The sequence below is a fragment of the Streptomyces sp. NPDC003635 genome, from assembly GCF_053587635.1.
Genome location: NZ_JBSFOK010000018.1, coordinates 1 through 16,723, shown reverse-complemented (window position 1 = coordinate 16,723; position 16,723 = coordinate 1). Strand labels below are relative to the sequence as shown.

The window sequence follows — 16,723 nt, the reverse complement described above, 5'->3', positions numbered from 1 at the left end:
CGGCCCTTTCCTGTGCGGCGCGCCCGTCAGCCGCGTCCCTTGGGGCCGCGAGGCGGCGCTGGAGGGGGCGGTGGGGGAGGGGGCGGTCCGTCGCCCTGCCCCTGGGAAGGCGGTCGTCCGCCGTCGGCCCGCCCACGCGGGGACCACCGCGACGACCTGGGCGGCGGGCCCATCGGCCGCACCACGGTGGGAGCGCCGTACACGTCATCGCCGCCGCGGCCCGCGTCACCGGGAGGCGGGGACTCCGGCCCCCGCGCAGACCCGTCCTCCGGCCTCCGCGAAGACCCGTCCTCCGGCCGCCTCAGCCGCGTGTCGTCGGGCCTGCCCGGCCGCGTCTCCTCCGGCCGCCCCGGCCGCGCGTCCTCGGGCTCGCCCGGTTTCCGCAGGCCCTCGGGCACCCGCAGATACGGATTGGTGTCCGGATTCGGCGGTCGATACGGCGTACCCGGCACGTACGGCCCGGATCCCGCGGCCTGCCCGGACCCCGTGGCCTGCTCCGATCCGACAGCTTGCCCGGGAACCCCGGCCGCCTGTCCCGATCCGACGGCTTGCCCAGGAACCCCGGCCGCCTGCCCCGCCGTAGCCCCGTCACCCAGTGCCAGCGGCGCCGCCCGCTGCCCCGCGGCCCCCGTGGCCCTGGCGAGCAGCGCCCCCGCGCCCCCGGCCGCCGCCCCCCACAGCGCCCCGAGCACCAGTGCCATTCCTAGCTGCCCGTGCAGTTCGATCCCGGCGTCGAAGGCGTCGATGCCGAGCACCGCCAGGGACGCGTCCACGGACACCTCCGTCAGCCATGCCAGCAGCGGCAGCGCCAGCGCGGTGACGATGCCCAGCCGCAGCGCGCACCGGCCGGCGAAACCGAGGGTGCCCGTCTCCACCGGGGTCCGCACGGCCGTGAGCACCCCGGCCAGCAACATCGCCATCACGGCCGCGACCCCCAGCAGCCACACCCGTTCGTCCAGCTCCGCGAGCCGCGCCAGCGTCACCGCCCGGTCGGAGTCGACCAGCAGATCGTCCAGCGGATCGGGCAGGAACCGCGCCAGCGGCCCGCTCGCCTCGCCGTCCCACGGCACGAACAGGCCGATCGGGATGCCCAGCCACACCCCGTTGGGCGCCCCCAGCAGCGCGGCGCCCGCGATCCGCTTCGGGTTGGCGTCGCCGATCAGCGCGTACGCCGCCGCCGCGAACCCGGCGAGGACCGCCATCAGCAGCACCCCGACGAGCGCGGACACGGCCGGCCGCACCACCCGGTGCAGGGCCGTCCAGCCGGCCGGCAGGGGGGTGCGCCGCGAGGCCAGCAGCGCGATCAGCAGGATCCCGGCCGACCAGCACGCCCCGCCGAGCAGCGTCGGGGCCGTGTCGACCGTGAAGCCGACCGCCGCCTCGGCGTCGATCAGGTCGCCGATCTGGTCGGGCAGCAGCCCGCCGATGTCCCCGACGTCGCCGAGTCCCGGAATCTCGACGCCGCCCCCGCCCGCACCGCCGGGCAGGTCGTCGAGCCCGAGGGCGCCGCCGTCGAACGTGATGACGTCGTGTCCCGCCCAGGCCAGACCGCCGAGCATCGCCACGAACAGCGCGACCACCGTGCCCGCGCGCGCGAGCAGTTCGGCCGGTGCGATCACAACGCCCGCCGCGCGCAAGGACCGTAGAAAGAACCACGACAGCAGCAGGGCGCCGACCAGGCTCACGCCCAATGGCGTGATGTCGATGGCGGTCGTCGCCTCCGCCCCGGTCAGACCGAACGCGGACACATCGCCCGACGGCGTGACCGAACCACCCGCCCCGAGCGCCACGGCGGCAGCGGTCATCGGACCCAGCGAACCCGCCGAGTCCGCCTCCAGCAGATGCAACCCCAGGGCGGCCGTGGCCACCATCCCGATCAACGCCCAGCTCACGGCGGCGACCGCGGACAGCAGGACGTCCACCCATGGCACCTTGGCGCTCTCGACGTTCCTGGACGCGCTCATGGCAGACCCCCCGATCCGCAGGCGGCGCACTCGCCGCGCATGTCCCCCTCGCGTGGATTACCACTCTCCGGCCCGGTTTCAACCCCGTCAACGGAACCAGTCGATGCGTGTGCGCGTGGTCTTCACAAGGCCCGACTTTCGGTCAAGGGGGCAAGCCTGAAATAGTTCCCGACGATGTTCGACATCCCTAGACTCCCTGTGATGGGGCGTTACTCGGGGGACTACTCAGTGGGGCATGGAGTGCCGGAACTCGTACTGGAATTGAACGGACAAACCTGGACGCTCGACCCGTCCAGGACATACACCCTCGGCCGTGATCCGCAGGGTGACATCGTGCTGGACGACGCCAGGGTCTCCTGGCGGCACGCCACGATCACCTGGAGCGGCCACAGTTGGGCCATTGAGGACCACGGCTCCACCAACGGCACGTTCGTGGCCGGGCAGCGGATCCACCGGCTGGAGATCGGCCCCGGCTCGGCCGTCCACCTGGGCAACGCGACCGACGGACCGCGGCTGAGCCTGTCCGGCTCCGCGGCCTCCGTCGCCAAGCAGCAGCCGTACGCGGCCCAGGGCGCGAACCCGGGCTGGGCTCAGCAGGCCCCGCAGCAGCAGGCGCCGCAGGCCGGCTGGCAGCAGTCGCAGCAGGCCGCGCCCAACATCCCCCAGCAGCAGGGCCCCGGCGTCGGCGCGGGGGCGCCGCCGGTCTACGGCGACCGCAGCCCCACCACGTTCCACCAGTTCTCCATCGGCCGCGTGATGCGCATCGGCCGTGCCCTGGAGAACGAGCTGGTCGTCTCCGACCTCCAGGTCTCCCGGCACCACGCCGAGTTCCACTCGACGCCCGACGGCCGCATGGAGATCCGCGACCTCGGCTCGCACAACGGCACCTACGTCAACGGTCAGCCGATTCCCAAGGGCGGCTCCCAACTGCTCGGCCCCGCCGACATCGTCGGCGTCGGTCACTCCACGTTCCGCATCGTCGGTGACCGTCTCGAGGAGTTCGTCGACACCGGTGAGGTCTCCTTCTCGGCCCGCCATCTGACCGTCACGGTCGACGGCGGCAAGCAGATCCTGAAGGACGTCTCCTTCGGCGTCCCCGAGAAGTCCCTGATCGCGGTCATCGGACCGTCCGGCTCCGGCAAGTCGACGCTGCTCAAGGCGCTCACCGGCTACCGCCCCGCCAACCAGGGCGATGTCCTCTACGACAACCGGAACCTGTACAAGCAGTTCGCCGAGCTGCGCCAGCGCATCGGTCTGGTCCCGCAGGACGACATCCTGCACAAGGAACTGACCGTCAAGAAGGCCCTCAAGTACGCGGCCAAGCTCCGCTTCCCCGCCGACACCACGGCGCAGGAGCGCGAGGCCCGCATAGACGAGGTGCTGCGCGAGCTGAAGCTGGACATCCACAAGGAGAAGAAGGTCACCTCCCTCTCCGGTGGCCAGCGCAAGCGCGTGTCGGTGGCCCTGGAGCTGCTCACCAAGCCGTCGCTGATCTTCCTCGACGAGCCCACCTCGGGCCTCGACCCGGGCATGGACCGCGACGTCATGCAGCTGCTGCGCGGCCTCGCCGACGACGGCCGTACGGTCCTCGTCGTCACCCACTCGGTGGCCGAGCTGGCGATCTGCGACAAGCTCCTGGTGATGGCGCCGGGTGGCGCGGTGGCGTACTTCGGTCCGCCGGAGGAGGCGCTGAACTTCTTCGGCTACGACACCTGGGCCGATGTCTTCTCCGCCTTCGAGAACTACCGCGACTACGACTGGGCGGGCCGCTGGAAGGGCTCGCAGCACTACCAGATGTACGCCGCGGACATCGACGCCATCGCGCCGCAGTCCGTACAGATGCCGCCGATGCAGGCGATGAAGCCGCCCAAGCCGCAGGGCTGGGCGTCCCAGTTCGGGACGCTGGTGCGCCGCTATGTCTCGGTCATCGCCTCGGACAAGGGCTTCCTGGCCCTGTCGATCATCCTGCCGCTCGTCCTCGGCTCGGTGAGCCTGCTCATCGACTCCGGCAAGGACCTGCTGGTCAACACGGAGATCAACCCGAGCACCGGCAAGCCCGTCGCCAACGGCACGGCCCTGACGGTCCTGCTGATCCTCGCGGTGGGCGCCTGCTTCGCCGGCGCCGCGAACTCCGTCCGTGAGCTGATCAAGGAACGGGTCATCTACGAGCGGGAGCGCGCGACCGGCCTGTCCCGGTCCGCGTACCTGATGTCCAAGGTGTTCGTGCTCGGCCTGATCACCGTGCTCCAGGGCCTGATGGTCGGCGTCATCGGCTTCTCCAGCCGCACGATCCCGGACGAGGGCCTGGTCCTCGGCAGCCAGATCCTGCTGGAGCTGTGCATCCCGATCATGGCGCTGGGCTTCACCGCGATGATGTTCGGCCTGATCATCTCGGCCCTGGTGAAGACCGCCGAGAAGACCATGCCGCTGCTGGTCATGTTCGCGATCGTCCAGGTCGTCTTCACCGGCTGTCTGTTCCCGCTGGCCAACTCGGTCGGCGTGAACGAGCTCTCGTACCTGATGCCGTCGCGCTGGGCGGTCGCCGCCGCGGGCGCCACGCTCGACTTCAACAACATCAGCCCGCCCGCCAAGGGCGACAGCGACGACCCGCTGTGGGAGCACACCATCGGCGCCTGGGGCATGGACATGGCCGCCCTGATCGTCCTCGGCGTGATCTGCGGCTTCTTCGTGGCGCGCTTCCTGCGCCGCCACGAGCCCGAGGTCATGCGCAAGTAGCAGGTCCCATGCGAACGCCGAAGGGCGGCACCCGTCAGGAGGTGCCGCCCTTCGGCGTTCGTACGAGGTCCGCGCCGACCTCAGTACGCGCTGTTGACGTTGTCGATCGAGCCGTACCGGTCGGCCGCGTAGTTGGCGGCGGCGGTCAGGTTGGCGACCGGGTCGTACTGGCTCCAGGCGGTGCCCGGGACGTGGTACGCGTCGAACGTCGGCTTGATGACCTGGAGCAGACCGATCGAGGGAACGCCGTTCTGGGCGTTGATGTCCCAGTTGTTGATGGCGTTCGGGTTGCCCGAGGACTCGCGGATGATGTTCTTGTGCAGGCCGTGGTAGGTGCCCGGGATGTTGTGCTTCTTCATGATGTCCAGGGCCTCACGGATCCAGCCGTCGAGGTTGTTGGCGTAGGTCTTCTTGACGGCGACCGGCTTGGCCTGGACACGCTTGGCGGAGCGGCTCGCGGCCTCCTTGGCCTTGCGCTCCTGCTCGGCCTTCTTCTTGGCCGCGGCCTCGGCGGCGGCCTTCTTCGCGGCCTCCGCCTTCTTCTTCGCGGCGGCGTCGGCGGCGGCCTTCTGCTTGGCGGCGATGGCCTCGGCCTTGAGGCTGGCGCTCGCGAGCTGGTCCGTGACGCTGGCCTTGACGTCCTTGATCTGCTCGGACTTGAAGGCCACCTGGGCGGCGGCGGGCTCGGCGTTCGTCGTGGTCTGCGCGTTGCCCGGAACGGCGGAGAAGGCGAGGGCGGCGGCGCCGAGCGTGGCGACACCGGCGACAGCGATCTTGTGGTGCTTGGTCAGCGCACGACGATGACCGGCGAAAGTGTTCTTGGGCATTGCGGGGGGACCTCTTCGAATAGCGCGGAGGTCGCTCGCTGTCCGGTGGGGACACTGGTGCTTCCGGCACAAACGCCGCGGGGGAACCCGCGGCGCTGAGCGACGGCAGCCATTCTTAGCGGCCGCAAAATGGCCAGGCAAAGGTGTGACGTACGATCCCCGATAGTGGATCAGGGAAGGGCAAATCAGGACAGACAGGAACGTCCTTCCCGCTCACACAGGGACCCTTTATCTCCTATGCACCCTCGTACGTGATGTGGGTCCTATGCGCGGCCTCACATGGGCCGGGTGCCGGTCTCACCGGCAGTTGCTGGAGCAATGCTCTGGGTGAGGAGCCTCCGCCGGCAGGAGGAGATGCACGTCCCCGAACTCGTGCCAGAGGTAGCGCCCGCGCAGCGCCTCGTCGTACCCGCGCTCTATCGCGGCCCGTCCCGCCACCGCCTCCAACATCAGAAGATGCGAGGCCTCAGGCTCGTGCAGCCCGGTCAGCAGCCCGTCCACGACCCGCACCCCACGCGCGGGGGTCACCACGAGATCCGTCCACCCCGCACGCGCGCGGACGACGCCGTCCGCGTCGGCCGCCGACTCCACGGCCCGTACCGCGGTCGTCCCCACCGCGATGACCCGCCCGTCCCCGGCCCTGACCGCGTTGATCAGCCGCGCCGACGCCTCCGGCACCGCGAACCGCTCCGGATACGGCGGCTCGTGCGCCTCCGCCGAGGCCACCCCGGTGTGCAGCGTGACCGGCGCGAACTGCACCCCTCGGCGCACCAGCTCCGCCACCGTCCCCGCCGTGAAGGGCCGCGCGGCACTCGGCATCTCCGCGCTGCCGTCGTCGTCGACCGAGGGCAGCGCGAACACCGTCTGATACGCGGACAGCGGCTGATCGCGTGCCGTATAGGAGTAGCGAATGGGCCGCCCGTGCTCCCGCAGCATGCCGGGGAGGCCGCCCACCTCGTCCACCCGGGCCCACCACAGGCGCTCGCCGTCCGCGCTGAGCGGCTCCTCCAGTACCAGCCGCAGGCCCCCCGGCAGCCGTACCTCCGTCCCCGCGGGCCCGCACGCACGCGGGCGCGTGGTGCCCCTGCCGTCCGGATCCCGTAGTTCGACCGCCCACCGCCCGTCGTCCCCGCGCGTGGAGAAGTGGACCACCACGCGCGCGTGCCCGAGCTCCCCGTCCACGGCGGCGGCCAGCGTCGGGGAGGTGTTCACCACCAGCAGGTCCCCGGCCCGCAGCAGCCCGGCCAGCTCCCGGAACGCGTGGTGCGTCACCCGCGTCCCCCGCGACACGAGCAGCCGTACCGAGTCCCGCCCGAGCCCCGGCCCGCGCTGCTCGGCCGGGACCCGCGCCGACAGTTCCTCGGGCACCCGGACCGCCAGCGTCATCGCCGTCCCTCCGCCAGCGCAGGAGCCGCGTACCGCCCGCTGGCCGGCCGCTCGTCCAGCAACCGCAGGAACCCCGGCACCACACTCACCGGCTCCGGACGCGGCGCGTCGTCCTCCGGTACGGCCGCCGCGTACAGGTCCGTGGCCATGTCCCCGGGGTCCACCGCCCAGACCCGCAGCCCGGCCTCCTCCGCACCCAGCACGGCCGCCAGCTGGTCCAGGGCCGCCTTCGAGGCGCCGTAGCCGCCCCAGGTCTCGTACGCCTCCGCGGCCGCGTCCGAGCTCACGGTGACGACGGCCCCGGCCGGGGCCGCCCGCAGCAGCGGCAGCGCCTCCTGGACCAGGCCCAGCGCGGCCACGGTGTTCACCTCCAGCGCCCGCCGCAGCCCCTCCAGCGGCAACTCCTCCAGACGTACGAGCGGCTCGGCGCCCAGCGCGCTCGCGTTGTGCACGAGCAGATCGACCCCGCCCAGCCGCCAGGCGGTGGCCACCAGCGCCGACCGGTGCCCGGCGTCCGTGACGTCGCCCGGCAGCGCCTCCACGCGCGTGCCGTGCGCCGAGACGGCCGCCGCGGTCTCCTTCAGTACCTCCTCGGTCCTGGCGTCGAGCACCAGATCCCAGCCGCGCGTGGCCAGTGCCTCGGCCAACGCCCGTCCCAGCCCCTTCGAGGCCCCCGTGATGATCGCTACCGGCATGACACGTCCCCTCACTCACCCGATGTGATGTGCCGCGGTGATGTGCCCTCAACCTAGGAACGGGCCCGCCCCCGGCGCCTCGGACGCGGGCCGCAGAACACCGGGTCCCTTTGGCGGGGGGCCTGCGCCCGGGGACCTCAGCCCTAGGCCCACGGGCCTAGGCTGGGGCGGTCACTGGTCCGATCCGCGCTGTCACACCCCGCCGGTACCGTGAGGGCATGAATCAAGGTCCAGGGTCCGGCCTCGCGGCGGTGAGCTCCGCGCTGCTGGCCATGAGCAGGCATCTGGAGGTGCGCGACGTCCTCAAGACGATCGTCGCCTCGGCCCGCGAGCTGCTCGACGCGCAGTACGCCGCCCTCGGCGTCCCGGACGACCACGGCGGCTTCGCCCAGTTCGTGGTCGACGGCGTCAGCGACGAGCAGTGGAAGGCGATCGGCCCGCTGCCCCGCCAGCACGGCATCCTCGCCGCGATGCTCCAGCAGGCCAAGGCCGAGCGCCTGGCCGACGTCCGCAAGGACCCCCGCTTCGAGGGCTGGCCGTCGGCTCACCCCGACATGTCCGACTTTCTGGGCCTGCCGATCCGCGACGGCGACGAGGTCATCGGCGCCCTGTTCCTCGCGAACAAGAACTGCCCCAAGCCGGAGGGCAGCTGCGGCTTCACGGCCGAGGACGAGGAACTTCTCTCCATCCTCGCCCAGCACGCCGCGATCGCCCTGACCAACGCCCGCCTCTACGAGCGCAGCCGCGAACTGACCATCGCCGAGGAGCGCTCCCGGCTCGCGCACGAACTGCACGACGCCGTCAGCCAGAAGCTGTTCTCGCTCCGCCTGACCGCCCAGGCCGCGGCGGCACTCGTCGATCGCGACCCGTCCCGCGCCAAGGGTGAGCTCCAGCAGGTCGCGGCGCTCGCCGCGGAGGCGGCCGACGAACTGCGCGCCGCCGTCGTGGAGCTGCGCCCCGCGGCCCTGGACGAGGACGGCCTGGTCGCCACCCTGCGCACCCACGTCCAGGTCCTCGACCGCGCCCACAGCGCGCGCGTGAGCTTCGACGGATCCGGGGTGCGGGCCCTGCCCGCCGCCCAGGAGGAGGCACTCCTGCGCGTCGCCCAGGAGGCCCTGCACAACGCCCTGCGCCACTCGGGCGCGGAAGGCGTCGAGGTGACCCTCCACCGCCGCGGCGGTGGGGCGGTGCTGCGGGTCACGGACGACGGCAGCGGTTTCGACCCGAAGACCGTGCGCCGGGCCGGCCGCCATCTCGGCCTTGTCTCCATGCGGGACCGGGCGAGCGGCGTCGGCGGCACACTGACCGTGGAATCGGCGCCCGGCAAGGGCACCATGATCGAGATGGAGGTGCCCGGTGGCTGACGCAATCAAGGTGCTGCTCGTCGACGACCACCAGGTCGTCCGCCGGGGCCTGCGCACGTTCCTCGAAGTGCAGGACGACATCGAGGTGGTGGGCGAGGCGGCCGACGGAGCCGAGGGAGTCGCCCGCGCGGAGGAACTGCGGCCCGACGTCGTCCTCATGGACGTCAAGATGCCGGGCATGGACGGCGTCGACGCCCTGCGCAAACTCCGCGAGCTGGGCAACCCCGCGCGGGTGCTGATCGTCACCAGCTTCACCGAACAGCGCACGGTGGTCCCGGCCCTGCGCGCGGGCGCCGCCGGTTACGTCTACAAGGACGTCGACCCGGACGCGCTGGCCGGCGCCATCCGTTCCGTCCACGCCGGGCACATCCTGCTCCAGCCCGAGGTCGCCGGCGCGCTGCTGTCCCAGGAGGACACGGGGCCCGGCCAGGGCAGGGCGGGTTCGCTGACCGAGCGGGAGCGCGAGGTGCTGGGCCTGATAGCGGACGGCCGCTCGAACCGGGAGATCGCCAGAGCGCTGGTCCTCTCCGAGAAGACGGTGAAGACCCACGTCTCGAACATCCTGATGAAGCTCGACCTGGCGGACCGCACCCAGGCGGCGCTCTGGGCGGTACGGCACGGGGTGACGGGCTAATAGCCTTGGCCTGAGGCAATACGGAGCGTCCCACTCCGGACTGAGATTCATACCGTAGTGGGAATGTCCCCCGGATGGCGCATCCTCCGGGGATCTCGGGCGTTCTCCAGTGCGTGCTGCGGCGAGTGCCGCGGCGGACACCAGGGAGGGCTCAGAAAGTGAAGATCCTGAAGAAGGCAGCGGCCGTGACGATGGTGGCCGGCGGTCTGGTCGCCGCGGGTGCCGGAATGGCCTCCGCCACCGACGCACACGCCGATGGCCAGGCCGTCGGGTCGCCGGGTGTCATCTCGGGCAACCTCGTCCAGGCCCCGATCCACATCCCGGTCAACGCCGTCGGCAACAGCGTGAACGTCATCGGCGTCCTGAACCCGGCCTTCGGCAACCTGGGCCTCAACCACTGACCCAGGGCCCCAAGCCCCGACCCGGCCTTCCACCCCCACGCGGGAGGCCGGGACAGGCATGACGTCGGCGCGTCTTCAGCCTGTCCGGCGTTTGAGGACGAGGCCCGACCAGGGCCGACAGGAGGGTCTGGGGGCGAAGCCCCCCAGACACGTTCACGCCGACTGCGTTCACATCGGACCGGCGCTCACCGCACCCCCCGCTCCCGCTCTTCCACATACGCGTTGTACGCGGCCACCTGCGCCCGCCGAGCCGTCCGCTCCACCGGCCGCAGCGCGGCGGCCCGCGCCGCCATCTCCCCGGACGTCACCGCGGCCCCGTGCCCGTTGCCGGACGCCAGCGCCACCAGCATCCCGACCCGCTGCGCCAGCTCCAGCACCCGCACCGCCCGCGGCGGATACCCCGGCGCCAACACCTCCCGGCCCCGCTCGGCCCGGGCCCGGTACGCGTCGATGGCCGCCTCGGCCACCGGCCCCGATCCGGCCACGTCCAGCCGGGACAACACCTCCGTCGCCTCCCGCAGGGCCTCCGCCAGCTCCCGCTCCGCCTCCCCTAGCGAGGGCACGTCCGCGGGCGGCGCCTCCCGCACCGGCAGCACATGCCAGACGACCTCGACATGCTCATCACCGTCGGGCCCGGCCGCGTACACCTCGGGCACCAACCCGAACGCCGCCCCATGACAGACGACGGCCTCCTCGGCCTCCAGGGCCCGCGCGTTGAACTCCGGCGGTCCGCTGAGCCCCAGCGGATGCCCCGGCGCCGGCAACGCGACCCGCATCCCCGACACCCCGAGCGCCCGCAGCCGCCCGAGGGCCAGCGTCAGTCCGACCGGCCCCGACTCGCCCGGCAGCCCCTCCACCCGGTGCACGGCGTCGTCCCCGACGACCGCGAGTACACAGTCATCCGGAGACACAAGTCCGGCCAAAAGGGCATTTCCCCAAGCGGCAAGGCGTCCTGAACGCGGTTCCGAAAGCATGCCTCCACCCTAAGGACCGGACCGATGGAATGAAGCGCCGCACCGGTGGCGTAGATTTCGTTGAGGGGTGCGCCCATGAGTGCGCCCACAACGCGCACGCGACCACCGAGACGCCGAGACCGGTCACACTGCAAGGGGAGACAACGCGCTCATGAGCGATGTTCTGGAGCTTCAGGACGTATCCGTGGTCCGTGAGGGCCGGGCTCTGGTGGACCAGGTCTCCTGGTCGGTCAAGGAGGGCGAGCGCTGGGTGATCCTCGGCCCCAACGGCGCCGGCAAGACCACCCTCCTCAATGTCGCGTCCAGCTACCTCTACCCCAGCAAGGGCACCGCCACGATCCTCGGCGAGACCCTGGGCAAGGTCGACGTCTTCGAACTGCGCCCGCGCATCGGCATGGCCGGCATCGCCATGGCCGACAAGCTCCCCAAGAGCCAGACCGTCCTGCAGACCGTGCTGACCGCCGCATACGGCATGACCGCCGGCTGGCAGGAGGAGTACGAGGAGATCGACGAGCAGCGCGCCCGCGCCTTCCTCGACCGCCTCGGCATGAGCGAGTACCTCGACCGCAAGTTCGGCACCCTCTCCGAGGGCGAGCGCAAGCGCACCCTCATCGCCCGCGCCCTGATGACCGACCCCGAGCTGCTCCTGCTCGACGAGCCCGCCGCCGGCCTCGACCTCGGGGGCCGCGAGGACCTCGTCCGCCGCCTCGGCCGACTCGCCCGCGACCCCATCGCTCCCTCGATGCTCATGGTCACGCACCACGTCGAGGAGATCGCCCCCGGCTTCACCCACGTCCTGATGATCCGTCAGGGCAAGGTCCTCGCCGCGGGACCGCTGGAGCTCGAACTCACCTCCCGCAACCTCTCCATGTGCTTCGGCCTCCCCCTCGTCGTCGAGCAGGTCGGCGAGCGCTGGACCGCCCAGGGCCTGCCGCTGTCCTGATCCACCTGATCTGCGCCCTGTCGGCGGCAGGTTGTGCGGTCCTACCATGACCATGTGAACGACATCGACGCATGGGTGTGGTGGCTCATCGGCGCGGCCGCGCTCGGAATCCCGCTCGTGATGACCGCGATGCTCGAACTCGGCATGCTCGCACTCGGCGCCGTGGCCGCCGCGGGTGTGGCCGGACTCGGCGGCGGAGTTGTCCTCCAGGTCCTCGTATTCGCGGCCGTATCGGTCGCGTTGACCCTCGCCGTACGCCCCCTGGCCGCCCGGCACCGCTCCCAGCGACCCCAACTCGTCTCCGGGGTCGAGGCGTTGAAGGGCAAGCAGGCCATCGTACTCGAGCGTGTGGACGGCTCGGGCGGCCGTATCAAGCTCGCCGGGGAGGTCTGGTCGGCCCGATCCCTCGACAGCGGCCGGGCCCACGAAGTCGGCGAGGAAGTGGACGTCGTGGATATCGAGGGGGCCACGGCGATCGTCATGTGACCTCGGGCGACGTAACTGGGGGAACACCCCACCGGGCCCCCGACGTTTCTGTCAGACTCGACCGGCAAGATCTTCAACAAGCATAAGATCTGCACCAGTTAGGATCCGCAGGATCCGCGACAGCGCGCTGAGGCGGAGAAGGGTACGGGGAGCCGACGATGGAACCGGTCATCATCGTCTTGATCATTCTGGTGGTGTTGGTCTTCATCGCCCTGATCAAGACGATCCAAGTCATCCCACAGGCCAGCGCCGCCATCGTCGAGCGCTTCGGCCGCTACACGCGGACCCTGAACGCGGGACTCAACATCGTCGTCCCGTTCATAGACACCATCCGCAACCGCATCGACCTGCGCGAACAGGTCGTGCCCTTCCCGCCCCAGCCGGTGATCACCCAGGACAACCTGGTCGTGAACATCGACACGGTCATCTACTACCAGGTGACGGACGCCCGCGCGGCCACGTACGAAGTGGCCAGCTACATCCAGGCGATCGAGCAGCTCACGGTCACCACCCTGCGCAACATCATCGGCGGCATGGACCTGGAGCGCACCCTGACCTCCCGCGAGGAGATCAACGCGGCCCTGCGCGGCGTCCTCGACGAGGCCACGGGCAAGTGGGGCATCCGCGTCAACCGCGTCGAACTCAAGGCGATCGAGCCGCCGACCTCCATCCAGGACTCGATGGAGAAGCAGATGCGCGCCGACCGCGACAAGCGCGCCGCCATCCTCACCGCCGAAGGTACGCGCCAGGCCGCCATCCTCACCGCGGAGGGCGAGAAGCAGTCCCAGATCCTGCGCGCCGAGGGTGAGGCCAAGGCCGCGGCCCTCCGCGCCGAGGGCGAGGCCCAGGCGGTCCGTACCGTCTTCGAGGCGATCCACGCCGGCGACCCGGACCAGAAGCTCCTCAGCTACCAGTACCTCCAGATGCTCCCCAAGATCGCCGAGGGCGACGCGAACAAGCTCTGGATCGTCCCCAGCGAAATCGGCGACGCCCTCAAGGGCCTCTCGGGCGCGATGGGCAACTTCGGCCCCCTGGGCGGCGGTTCCGGTTCAGGCGGAACGATCCCCAACCAAGGCACGGAACGCCGCGAAAAGCCGAACATCGACTGACGTACGACACAGGGGGCCGCCCAGGAAGAGGGCGGCCCCCAACTCGTCACACGCTACGCGGCATCAACCCCGAGCCAGTCCGGCAGAGCCGCGAAGTCCTCGTGGCCCAACGACAGCAGCATGGCGTCCGCGGGAGTCGGCTCGAACGGCTCCCGAAGCAACGGCATCCCCGCCTCCGCCGGAGTCCGGTTCGCCTTGCGGTGATTGTCCTCAGCGCACGAGGCCACCGTGTTCAGCCAGGTGTCCTGCCCACCCTGCGACCGCGGCACCACGTGGTCCACGGTCGTCGCCCGCCGGCCGCAGTACGCGCACCGGTGCCGGTCCCTGACCAGCACACCCCGCCTCGACCACGGGGCTCGTCTTCGGAAGGGCACCCGCACGTACCTGCACAACCGGATCACCCGGGGCGCCGGTATGTCGACCGCGGCTCCGCGCATGCGCAGTTCGGGGTGGGACTGCTCCACAACGGCCTTGTCCTGAAGCACCAGAACGACGGCTCGGTTCAACGTCACCGTCGACAGCGGCTCGAAGCTCGCGTTCAGTACCAGCGTGTCCCGCATGACCAGCCCACCTCCTATGCGCAGCAGCCCACCCCCTGGCGGGCTGGGATCAACTCTGGCCGGGCACGCCGAGATGGACAACGAAATAAAAAGTGCCCGCCCCTGATCACTTCCATGACCAGGGGCGGGCAAACGTTCAATGAACGTCAGGCTTCGGCGGGCACCTCGTACTCACCGACGAGCTGGGCGCGCGCCAGCGCGTGGAACCGCAGATTGAACCCGACCACCGCCGGCGAGGCGTCGGAGTCCGGACCGAGCTTCTCCTGGTCCACGGCGTACACCGTGAACACATAGCGGTGCGGACCGTCCCCGGGGGGCGGCGCCGCGCCACCGAAGTCCTTCGACCCGTAGTCGTTGCGGGCCTGCACCGCGCCCTCGGGCAGTCCCTCGAACCTGCCGCTGCCGGCACCCGCGGGCAGCTCGGTCACCGAGGCCGGGATGTCGAACACGACCCAGTGCCAGAACCCGCTGCCGGTGGGGGCGTCGGGGTCGTAGCAGGTCACGGCGAAGCTCTGGGTCTCGGACGGGAAGCCCTCCCACCGCAGCTGCGGCGAGGTGTTCCCGGCCGCGTGGACCTGAGCGTCCTTGAGGGTCGCGCCCTCCGAGACGTCCTCACTCGTGACCGTGAACGACGGCACGGGCGGGTGGAAGTCGTGGGGGAGCGGCCGCCTCTTGAGCTCGGTCACCTCGGTACCTCCTGGATCGGATGTTCAGTGGGTTCCGAGCCTAGAACCAGTTCCGCTTGCTGCCGACCTCGGACAGCCACTGGTTGAGGTACGCCGCCCAATCGGTGCCCTGGAAGTCGTTCAGACCCACCTGGAAGGAGCGGAAGGTGTCGCTGCCCTCGCTGAACAGACCCGGCTTCTTGTCCATCTCCAGCACGACGTCCATCGCGTTCTGGTCCGCGACGAAGCTCAGCTCGACCTGGTTGATGCCCCGGTACTGCTGCGGCGGGAAGAACTCGATCTCCTGGTAGAAGGGCAGCTTCTGGCGCGTACCGCGGATGTGGCCGCGCTCCATGTCCGCGCTCTTGAAGCGGAAGCCCAGCTGGATGAACGCGTCCAGGATCGCCTTCTGCGCCGGCAGCGGGTGCACGTTGATCGGGTCCAGGTCACCGGAGTCCACGGCACGCGCGATCTCCAGCTCGGTGCTCACACCGATGTGCATCCCGCGCAGCGTCTGCCCGTCGATCGTCGTGATCGGGGTCTCCCACGGAATCTCGAGACCGAACGGCACCGCGTGCACGGCCTCGGCCTGGAGCTCGAAGGCACCGCCGAGCCGCACCTTGGTGAACTCGATGTCCTGCTTGTACTCCTCCTCGCCGCTCTCGACCTCGACCTTGGCCTGCAGCCCGACCGAGAGCGCCTCGATCTGCTGGCTGACGGAACCACCCTGGATCCGCACCTCACCCTGGACGACACCGCCCGGAACGACGTTGACCTCGGTCAGCACCGTCTCGACCGAAGCCCCACCGGCCCCCAGACTCGCGAGCAGCTTCTTGAACCCCATGACTCTCCCTCTACGACTGCATCCTTGATCCCTACAAACGCGATCCGGCCCTGGCCGGTTCCGCACCCTCACCCTCGCAAGGGGATGGGCGCCTGGCCACCCCGTGACCGCCACCCGTCTGCACTACCCTCGGACGGCATGATCGCGACCCCTGACCGTACGCCGCTCCCCAGGGACTTCTTCGACCGGCCCGTCCTGGAAGTCGCCCCCGACCTCCTGGGCCGCATCCTGGTGCGCACGACGTCGCACGGTCCGATCGCCCTCCGCCTCACAGAGGTCGAGGCCTACGACGGTCCGAACGACCCCGGCTCCCACGCCTATCGCGGCCGCACGGCCCGCAACGGGGTGATGTTCGGTCCGCCCGGGCACGTGTACGTCTACTTCACGTACGGCATGTGGCACTGCATGAACCTGGTGTGCGGCCCTGACGGCACCGCGAGCGCGGTCCTGCTGCGCGCCGGCGAGATCGTCGAGGGCGCCGAGCTGGCTCGCAAACGTCGACTCTCGGCCCGAAATGACAAGGAACTGGCCAAAGGACCGGCACGCCTGGCGACGGCCCTGGGCGTGGACCGAGCCCTCGACGGCACGGACGCCTGCGCCTCCGGCACCACCGAACTGAGGATGCTGACCGGCACCCCGGTCCCCTCTGACCAGGTGCGGACCGGACCGCGCACCGGGGTGTCCGGCGACGGGGGCAACGGAGACGTCCACCCTTGGCGCTACTGGGTCGCCAACGACCCCACGGTGAGCCCGTATCGGGCCCATGTCCCCAGGCGGCGCCGAAGTTGACTCGCCCTTGGGAGGCGCGTAACGTAGCCCGAGCCGCTGAACCGGGTACGGCAATCGCCAGCAGCCGGAGCGGCCAAAACCACTACCTACGTCTTCCCTCAGCGGGGACGATTCCGGCGTGCCCGCATGCCTGAATTCGGAAGCCGCGAGACTCGATTATGAGTCGGCCGGGGAATCGGCTAACGTAGTGAATGCCAAAAGGCCGCGAGGCCAAAAGGCAAATCCCGCCGACCGGGAATCGGAGCCGAAAGGATCTGATAGAGTCGGAAACGCAAGACCGAAGGGAAGCCCGGAGGAAAGCCCGAGAGGGTGAGTACAAAGGAAGCGACCGTTCCTTGAGAACTCA

16 protein-coding genes are annotated in these 16,723 nt (G+C 70.5%); 8 read left to right on the top strand and 8 right to left on the bottom strand.

The genetic code is table 11. The features are described 5' to 3' along the window. Positions 1-26 precede the first annotated feature (26 nt). Positions 27-1,964 (bottom strand): streptophobe family protein, encoded by a 1,938-nt coding sequence (locus ACWDRW_RS18645; protein ID WP_451724449.1) that lies wholly within the window; start codon positions 1,962-1,964, stop codon positions 27-29. 240 nt (positions 1,965-2,204) lie between these two features. Here ACWDRW_RS18645 and ACWDRW_RS18640 point away from each other — a divergent pair, with 240 nt between their 5' ends. Then, entirely contained in the window at positions 2,205-4,700 is a 2,496-nt protein-coding gene (locus ACWDRW_RS18640) for an FHA domain-containing protein (protein ID WP_451724663.1), read from the top strand. Between the two features lie 80 nt (positions 4,701-4,780). Here the strand turns inward: ACWDRW_RS18640 and ACWDRW_RS18635 are convergent, their stop codons facing one another. The 3 genes from ACWDRW_RS18635 to ACWDRW_RS18625 all read right to left on the bottom strand — a co-directional run bounded on the left by ACWDRW_RS18635 (position 4,781) and on the right by ACWDRW_RS18625 (position 7,608). Next, the gene (locus ACWDRW_RS18635) at positions 4,781-5,527 is read right to left on the bottom strand and encodes a transglycosylase SLT domain-containing protein (protein ID WP_451724448.1); all 747 of its coding nucleotides are present in this window, start codon (positions 5,525-5,527) and stop codon (positions 4,781-4,783) included. A gap of 297 nt (positions 5,528-5,824) precedes the next feature. Then, complete coding sequence (locus tag ACWDRW_RS18630; RefSeq protein ID WP_451724447.1) at positions 5,825-6,913, bottom strand: S-adenosylmethionine:tRNA ribosyltransferase-isomerase; 1,089 nt, start codon at positions 6,911-6,913, stop codon at positions 5,825-5,827. Then, entirely contained in the window at positions 6,910-7,608 is a 699-nt protein-coding gene (locus tag ACWDRW_RS18625) for an SDR family NAD(P)-dependent oxidoreductase (protein WP_451724445.1), read from the bottom strand. The genes ACWDRW_RS18630 and ACWDRW_RS18625 overlap by 4 nt, the downstream gene beginning before the upstream one ends. Positions 7,609-7,826: 218 nt before the next feature. On the opposite strand from ACWDRW_RS18625, the gene ACWDRW_RS18620 reads away from it, so the two are divergent. The 3 genes from ACWDRW_RS18620 to chpE all read left to right on the top strand — a co-directional run bounded on the left by ACWDRW_RS18620 (position 7,827) and on the right by chpE (position 10,007). Then, positions 7,827-8,972 (top strand): GAF domain-containing sensor histidine kinase, encoded by a 1,146-nt coding sequence (locus tag ACWDRW_RS18620; RefSeq protein ID WP_451724444.1) that lies wholly within the window; start codon positions 7,827-7,829, stop codon positions 8,970-8,972. After that, entirely contained in the window at positions 8,965-9,606 is a 642-nt protein-coding gene (locus ACWDRW_RS18615) for a response regulator (protein WP_451724443.1), read from the top strand. The genes ACWDRW_RS18620 and ACWDRW_RS18615 overlap by 8 nt, the downstream gene beginning before the upstream one ends. Before the next feature lie 158 nt (positions 9,607-9,764). Further along, a complete protein-coding gene (gene chpE / locus ACWDRW_RS18610; RefSeq protein ID WP_451724441.1) occupies positions 9,765-10,007 on the top strand; it encodes a chaplin ChpE in 243 nt (80 codons plus the stop codon). 185 nt (positions 10,008-10,192) lie between these two features. Here the strand turns inward: chpE and ACWDRW_RS18605 are convergent, their stop codons facing one another. Next, positions 10,193-10,981 (bottom strand): hypothetical protein, encoded by a 789-nt coding sequence (locus ACWDRW_RS18605; RefSeq protein WP_451724439.1) that lies wholly within the window; start codon positions 10,979-10,981, stop codon positions 10,193-10,195. A gap of 151 nt (positions 10,982-11,132) precedes the next feature. Here ACWDRW_RS18605 and ACWDRW_RS18600 point away from each other — a divergent pair, with 151 nt between their 5' ends. The 3 genes from ACWDRW_RS18600 (at position 11,133) to ACWDRW_RS18590 (ending at position 13,519) form a co-directional block, all read left to right on the top strand. Further along, positions 11,133-11,924, top strand: a complete 792-nt coding sequence (locus ACWDRW_RS18600) for an ABC transporter ATP-binding protein (RefSeq protein WP_451724438.1) — start codon at positions 11,133-11,135, stop codon at positions 11,922-11,924. 54 nt (positions 11,925-11,978) lie between these two features. After that, on the top strand, positions 11,979-12,410 hold the full coding sequence (locus ACWDRW_RS18595; RefSeq protein WP_451724437.1) for an NfeD family protein: 432 nt from the start codon (positions 11,979-11,981) through the stop codon (positions 12,408-12,410). Between the two features lie 158 nt (positions 12,411-12,568). Further along, positions 12,569-13,519, top strand: coding sequence for an SPFH domain-containing protein (locus tag ACWDRW_RS18590; protein ID WP_451724435.1), 951 nt, complete (start codon positions 12,569-12,571; stop codon positions 13,517-13,519). Positions 13,520-13,572: 53 nt separating this feature from the next. Here ACWDRW_RS18590 and ACWDRW_RS18585 read toward each other — a convergent pair whose 3' ends face one another. The 3 genes from ACWDRW_RS18585 to ACWDRW_RS18575 all read right to left on the bottom strand — a co-directional run bounded on the left by ACWDRW_RS18585 (position 13,573) and on the right by ACWDRW_RS18575 (position 15,588). Next, the gene (locus ACWDRW_RS18585) at positions 13,573-14,079 is read right to left on the bottom strand and encodes an HNH endonuclease (protein WP_451724434.1); all 507 of its coding nucleotides are present in this window, start codon (positions 14,077-14,079) and stop codon (positions 13,573-13,575) included. Between the two features lie 146 nt (positions 14,080-14,225). Then, the gene (locus tag ACWDRW_RS18580; RefSeq protein WP_451724433.1) at positions 14,226-14,765 is read right to left on the bottom strand and encodes a YbhB/YbcL family Raf kinase inhibitor-like protein; all 540 of its coding nucleotides are present in this window, start codon (positions 14,763-14,765) and stop codon (positions 14,226-14,228) included. Positions 14,766-14,805: 40 nt separating this feature from the next. Further along, positions 14,806-15,588: a sporulation protein gene (locus ACWDRW_RS18575; RefSeq protein ID WP_451724431.1), complete on the bottom strand. Its 783-nt coding sequence runs from the start codon at positions 15,586-15,588 to the stop codon at positions 14,806-14,808. Between the two features lie 138 nt (positions 15,589-15,726). Between ACWDRW_RS18575 and ACWDRW_RS18570 the strand changes: the two genes are divergently transcribed. Next, positions 15,727-16,377, top strand: coding sequence for a DNA-3-methyladenine glycosylase (locus tag ACWDRW_RS18570; RefSeq protein WP_451724429.1), 651 nt, complete (start codon positions 15,727-15,729; stop codon positions 16,375-16,377). Positions 16,378-16,723 lie beyond the last annotated feature (346 nt).

Bases quoted from the DNA above. Each gene is read 5' to 3' on its own strand.
- ACWDRW_RS18645 (WP_451724449.1), bottom strand. From the start codon at position 1,964: ATGAGCGCGTCCAGGAACGTCGAGAGCGCCAAGGTGCCATGGGTGGAC.
- ACWDRW_RS18635 (WP_451724448.1), bottom strand. From the start codon at position 5,527: ATGCCCAAGAACACTTTCGCCGGTCATCGTCGTGCGCTGACCAAGCAC.
- ACWDRW_RS18630 (WP_451724447.1), bottom strand. From the start codon at position 6,913: ATGACGCTGGCGGTCCGGGTGCCCGAGGAACTGTCGGCGCGGGTCCCG.
- ACWDRW_RS18625 (WP_451724445.1), bottom strand. From the start codon at position 7,608: ATGCCGGTAGCGATCATCACGGGGGCCTCGAAGGGGCTGGGACGGGCG.
- ACWDRW_RS18620 (WP_451724444.1), top strand. From the start codon at position 7,827: ATGAATCAAGGTCCAGGGTCCGGCCTCGCGGCGGTGAGCTCCGCGCTG.
- ACWDRW_RS18605 (WP_451724439.1), bottom strand. From the start codon at position 10,981: ATGCTTTCGGAACCGCGTTCAGGACGCCTTGCCGCTTGGGGAAATGCC.
- ACWDRW_RS18600 (WP_451724438.1), top strand. From the start codon at position 11,133: ATGAGCGATGTTCTGGAGCTTCAGGACGTATCCGTGGTCCGTGAGGGC.
- ACWDRW_RS18590 (WP_451724435.1), top strand. From the start codon at position 12,569: ATGGAACCGGTCATCATCGTCTTGATCATTCTGGTGGTGTTGGTCTTC.
- ACWDRW_RS18585 (WP_451724434.1), bottom strand. From the start codon at position 14,079: ATGCGGGACACGCTGGTACTGAACGCGAGCTTCGAGCCGCTGTCGACG.
- ACWDRW_RS18575 (WP_451724431.1), bottom strand. From the start codon at position 15,588: ATGGGGTTCAAGAAGCTGCTCGCGAGTCTGGGGGCCGGTGGGGCTTCG.
- ACWDRW_RS18570 (WP_451724429.1), top strand. From the start codon at position 15,727: ATGATCGCGACCCCTGACCGTACGCCGCTCCCCAGGGACTTCTTCGAC.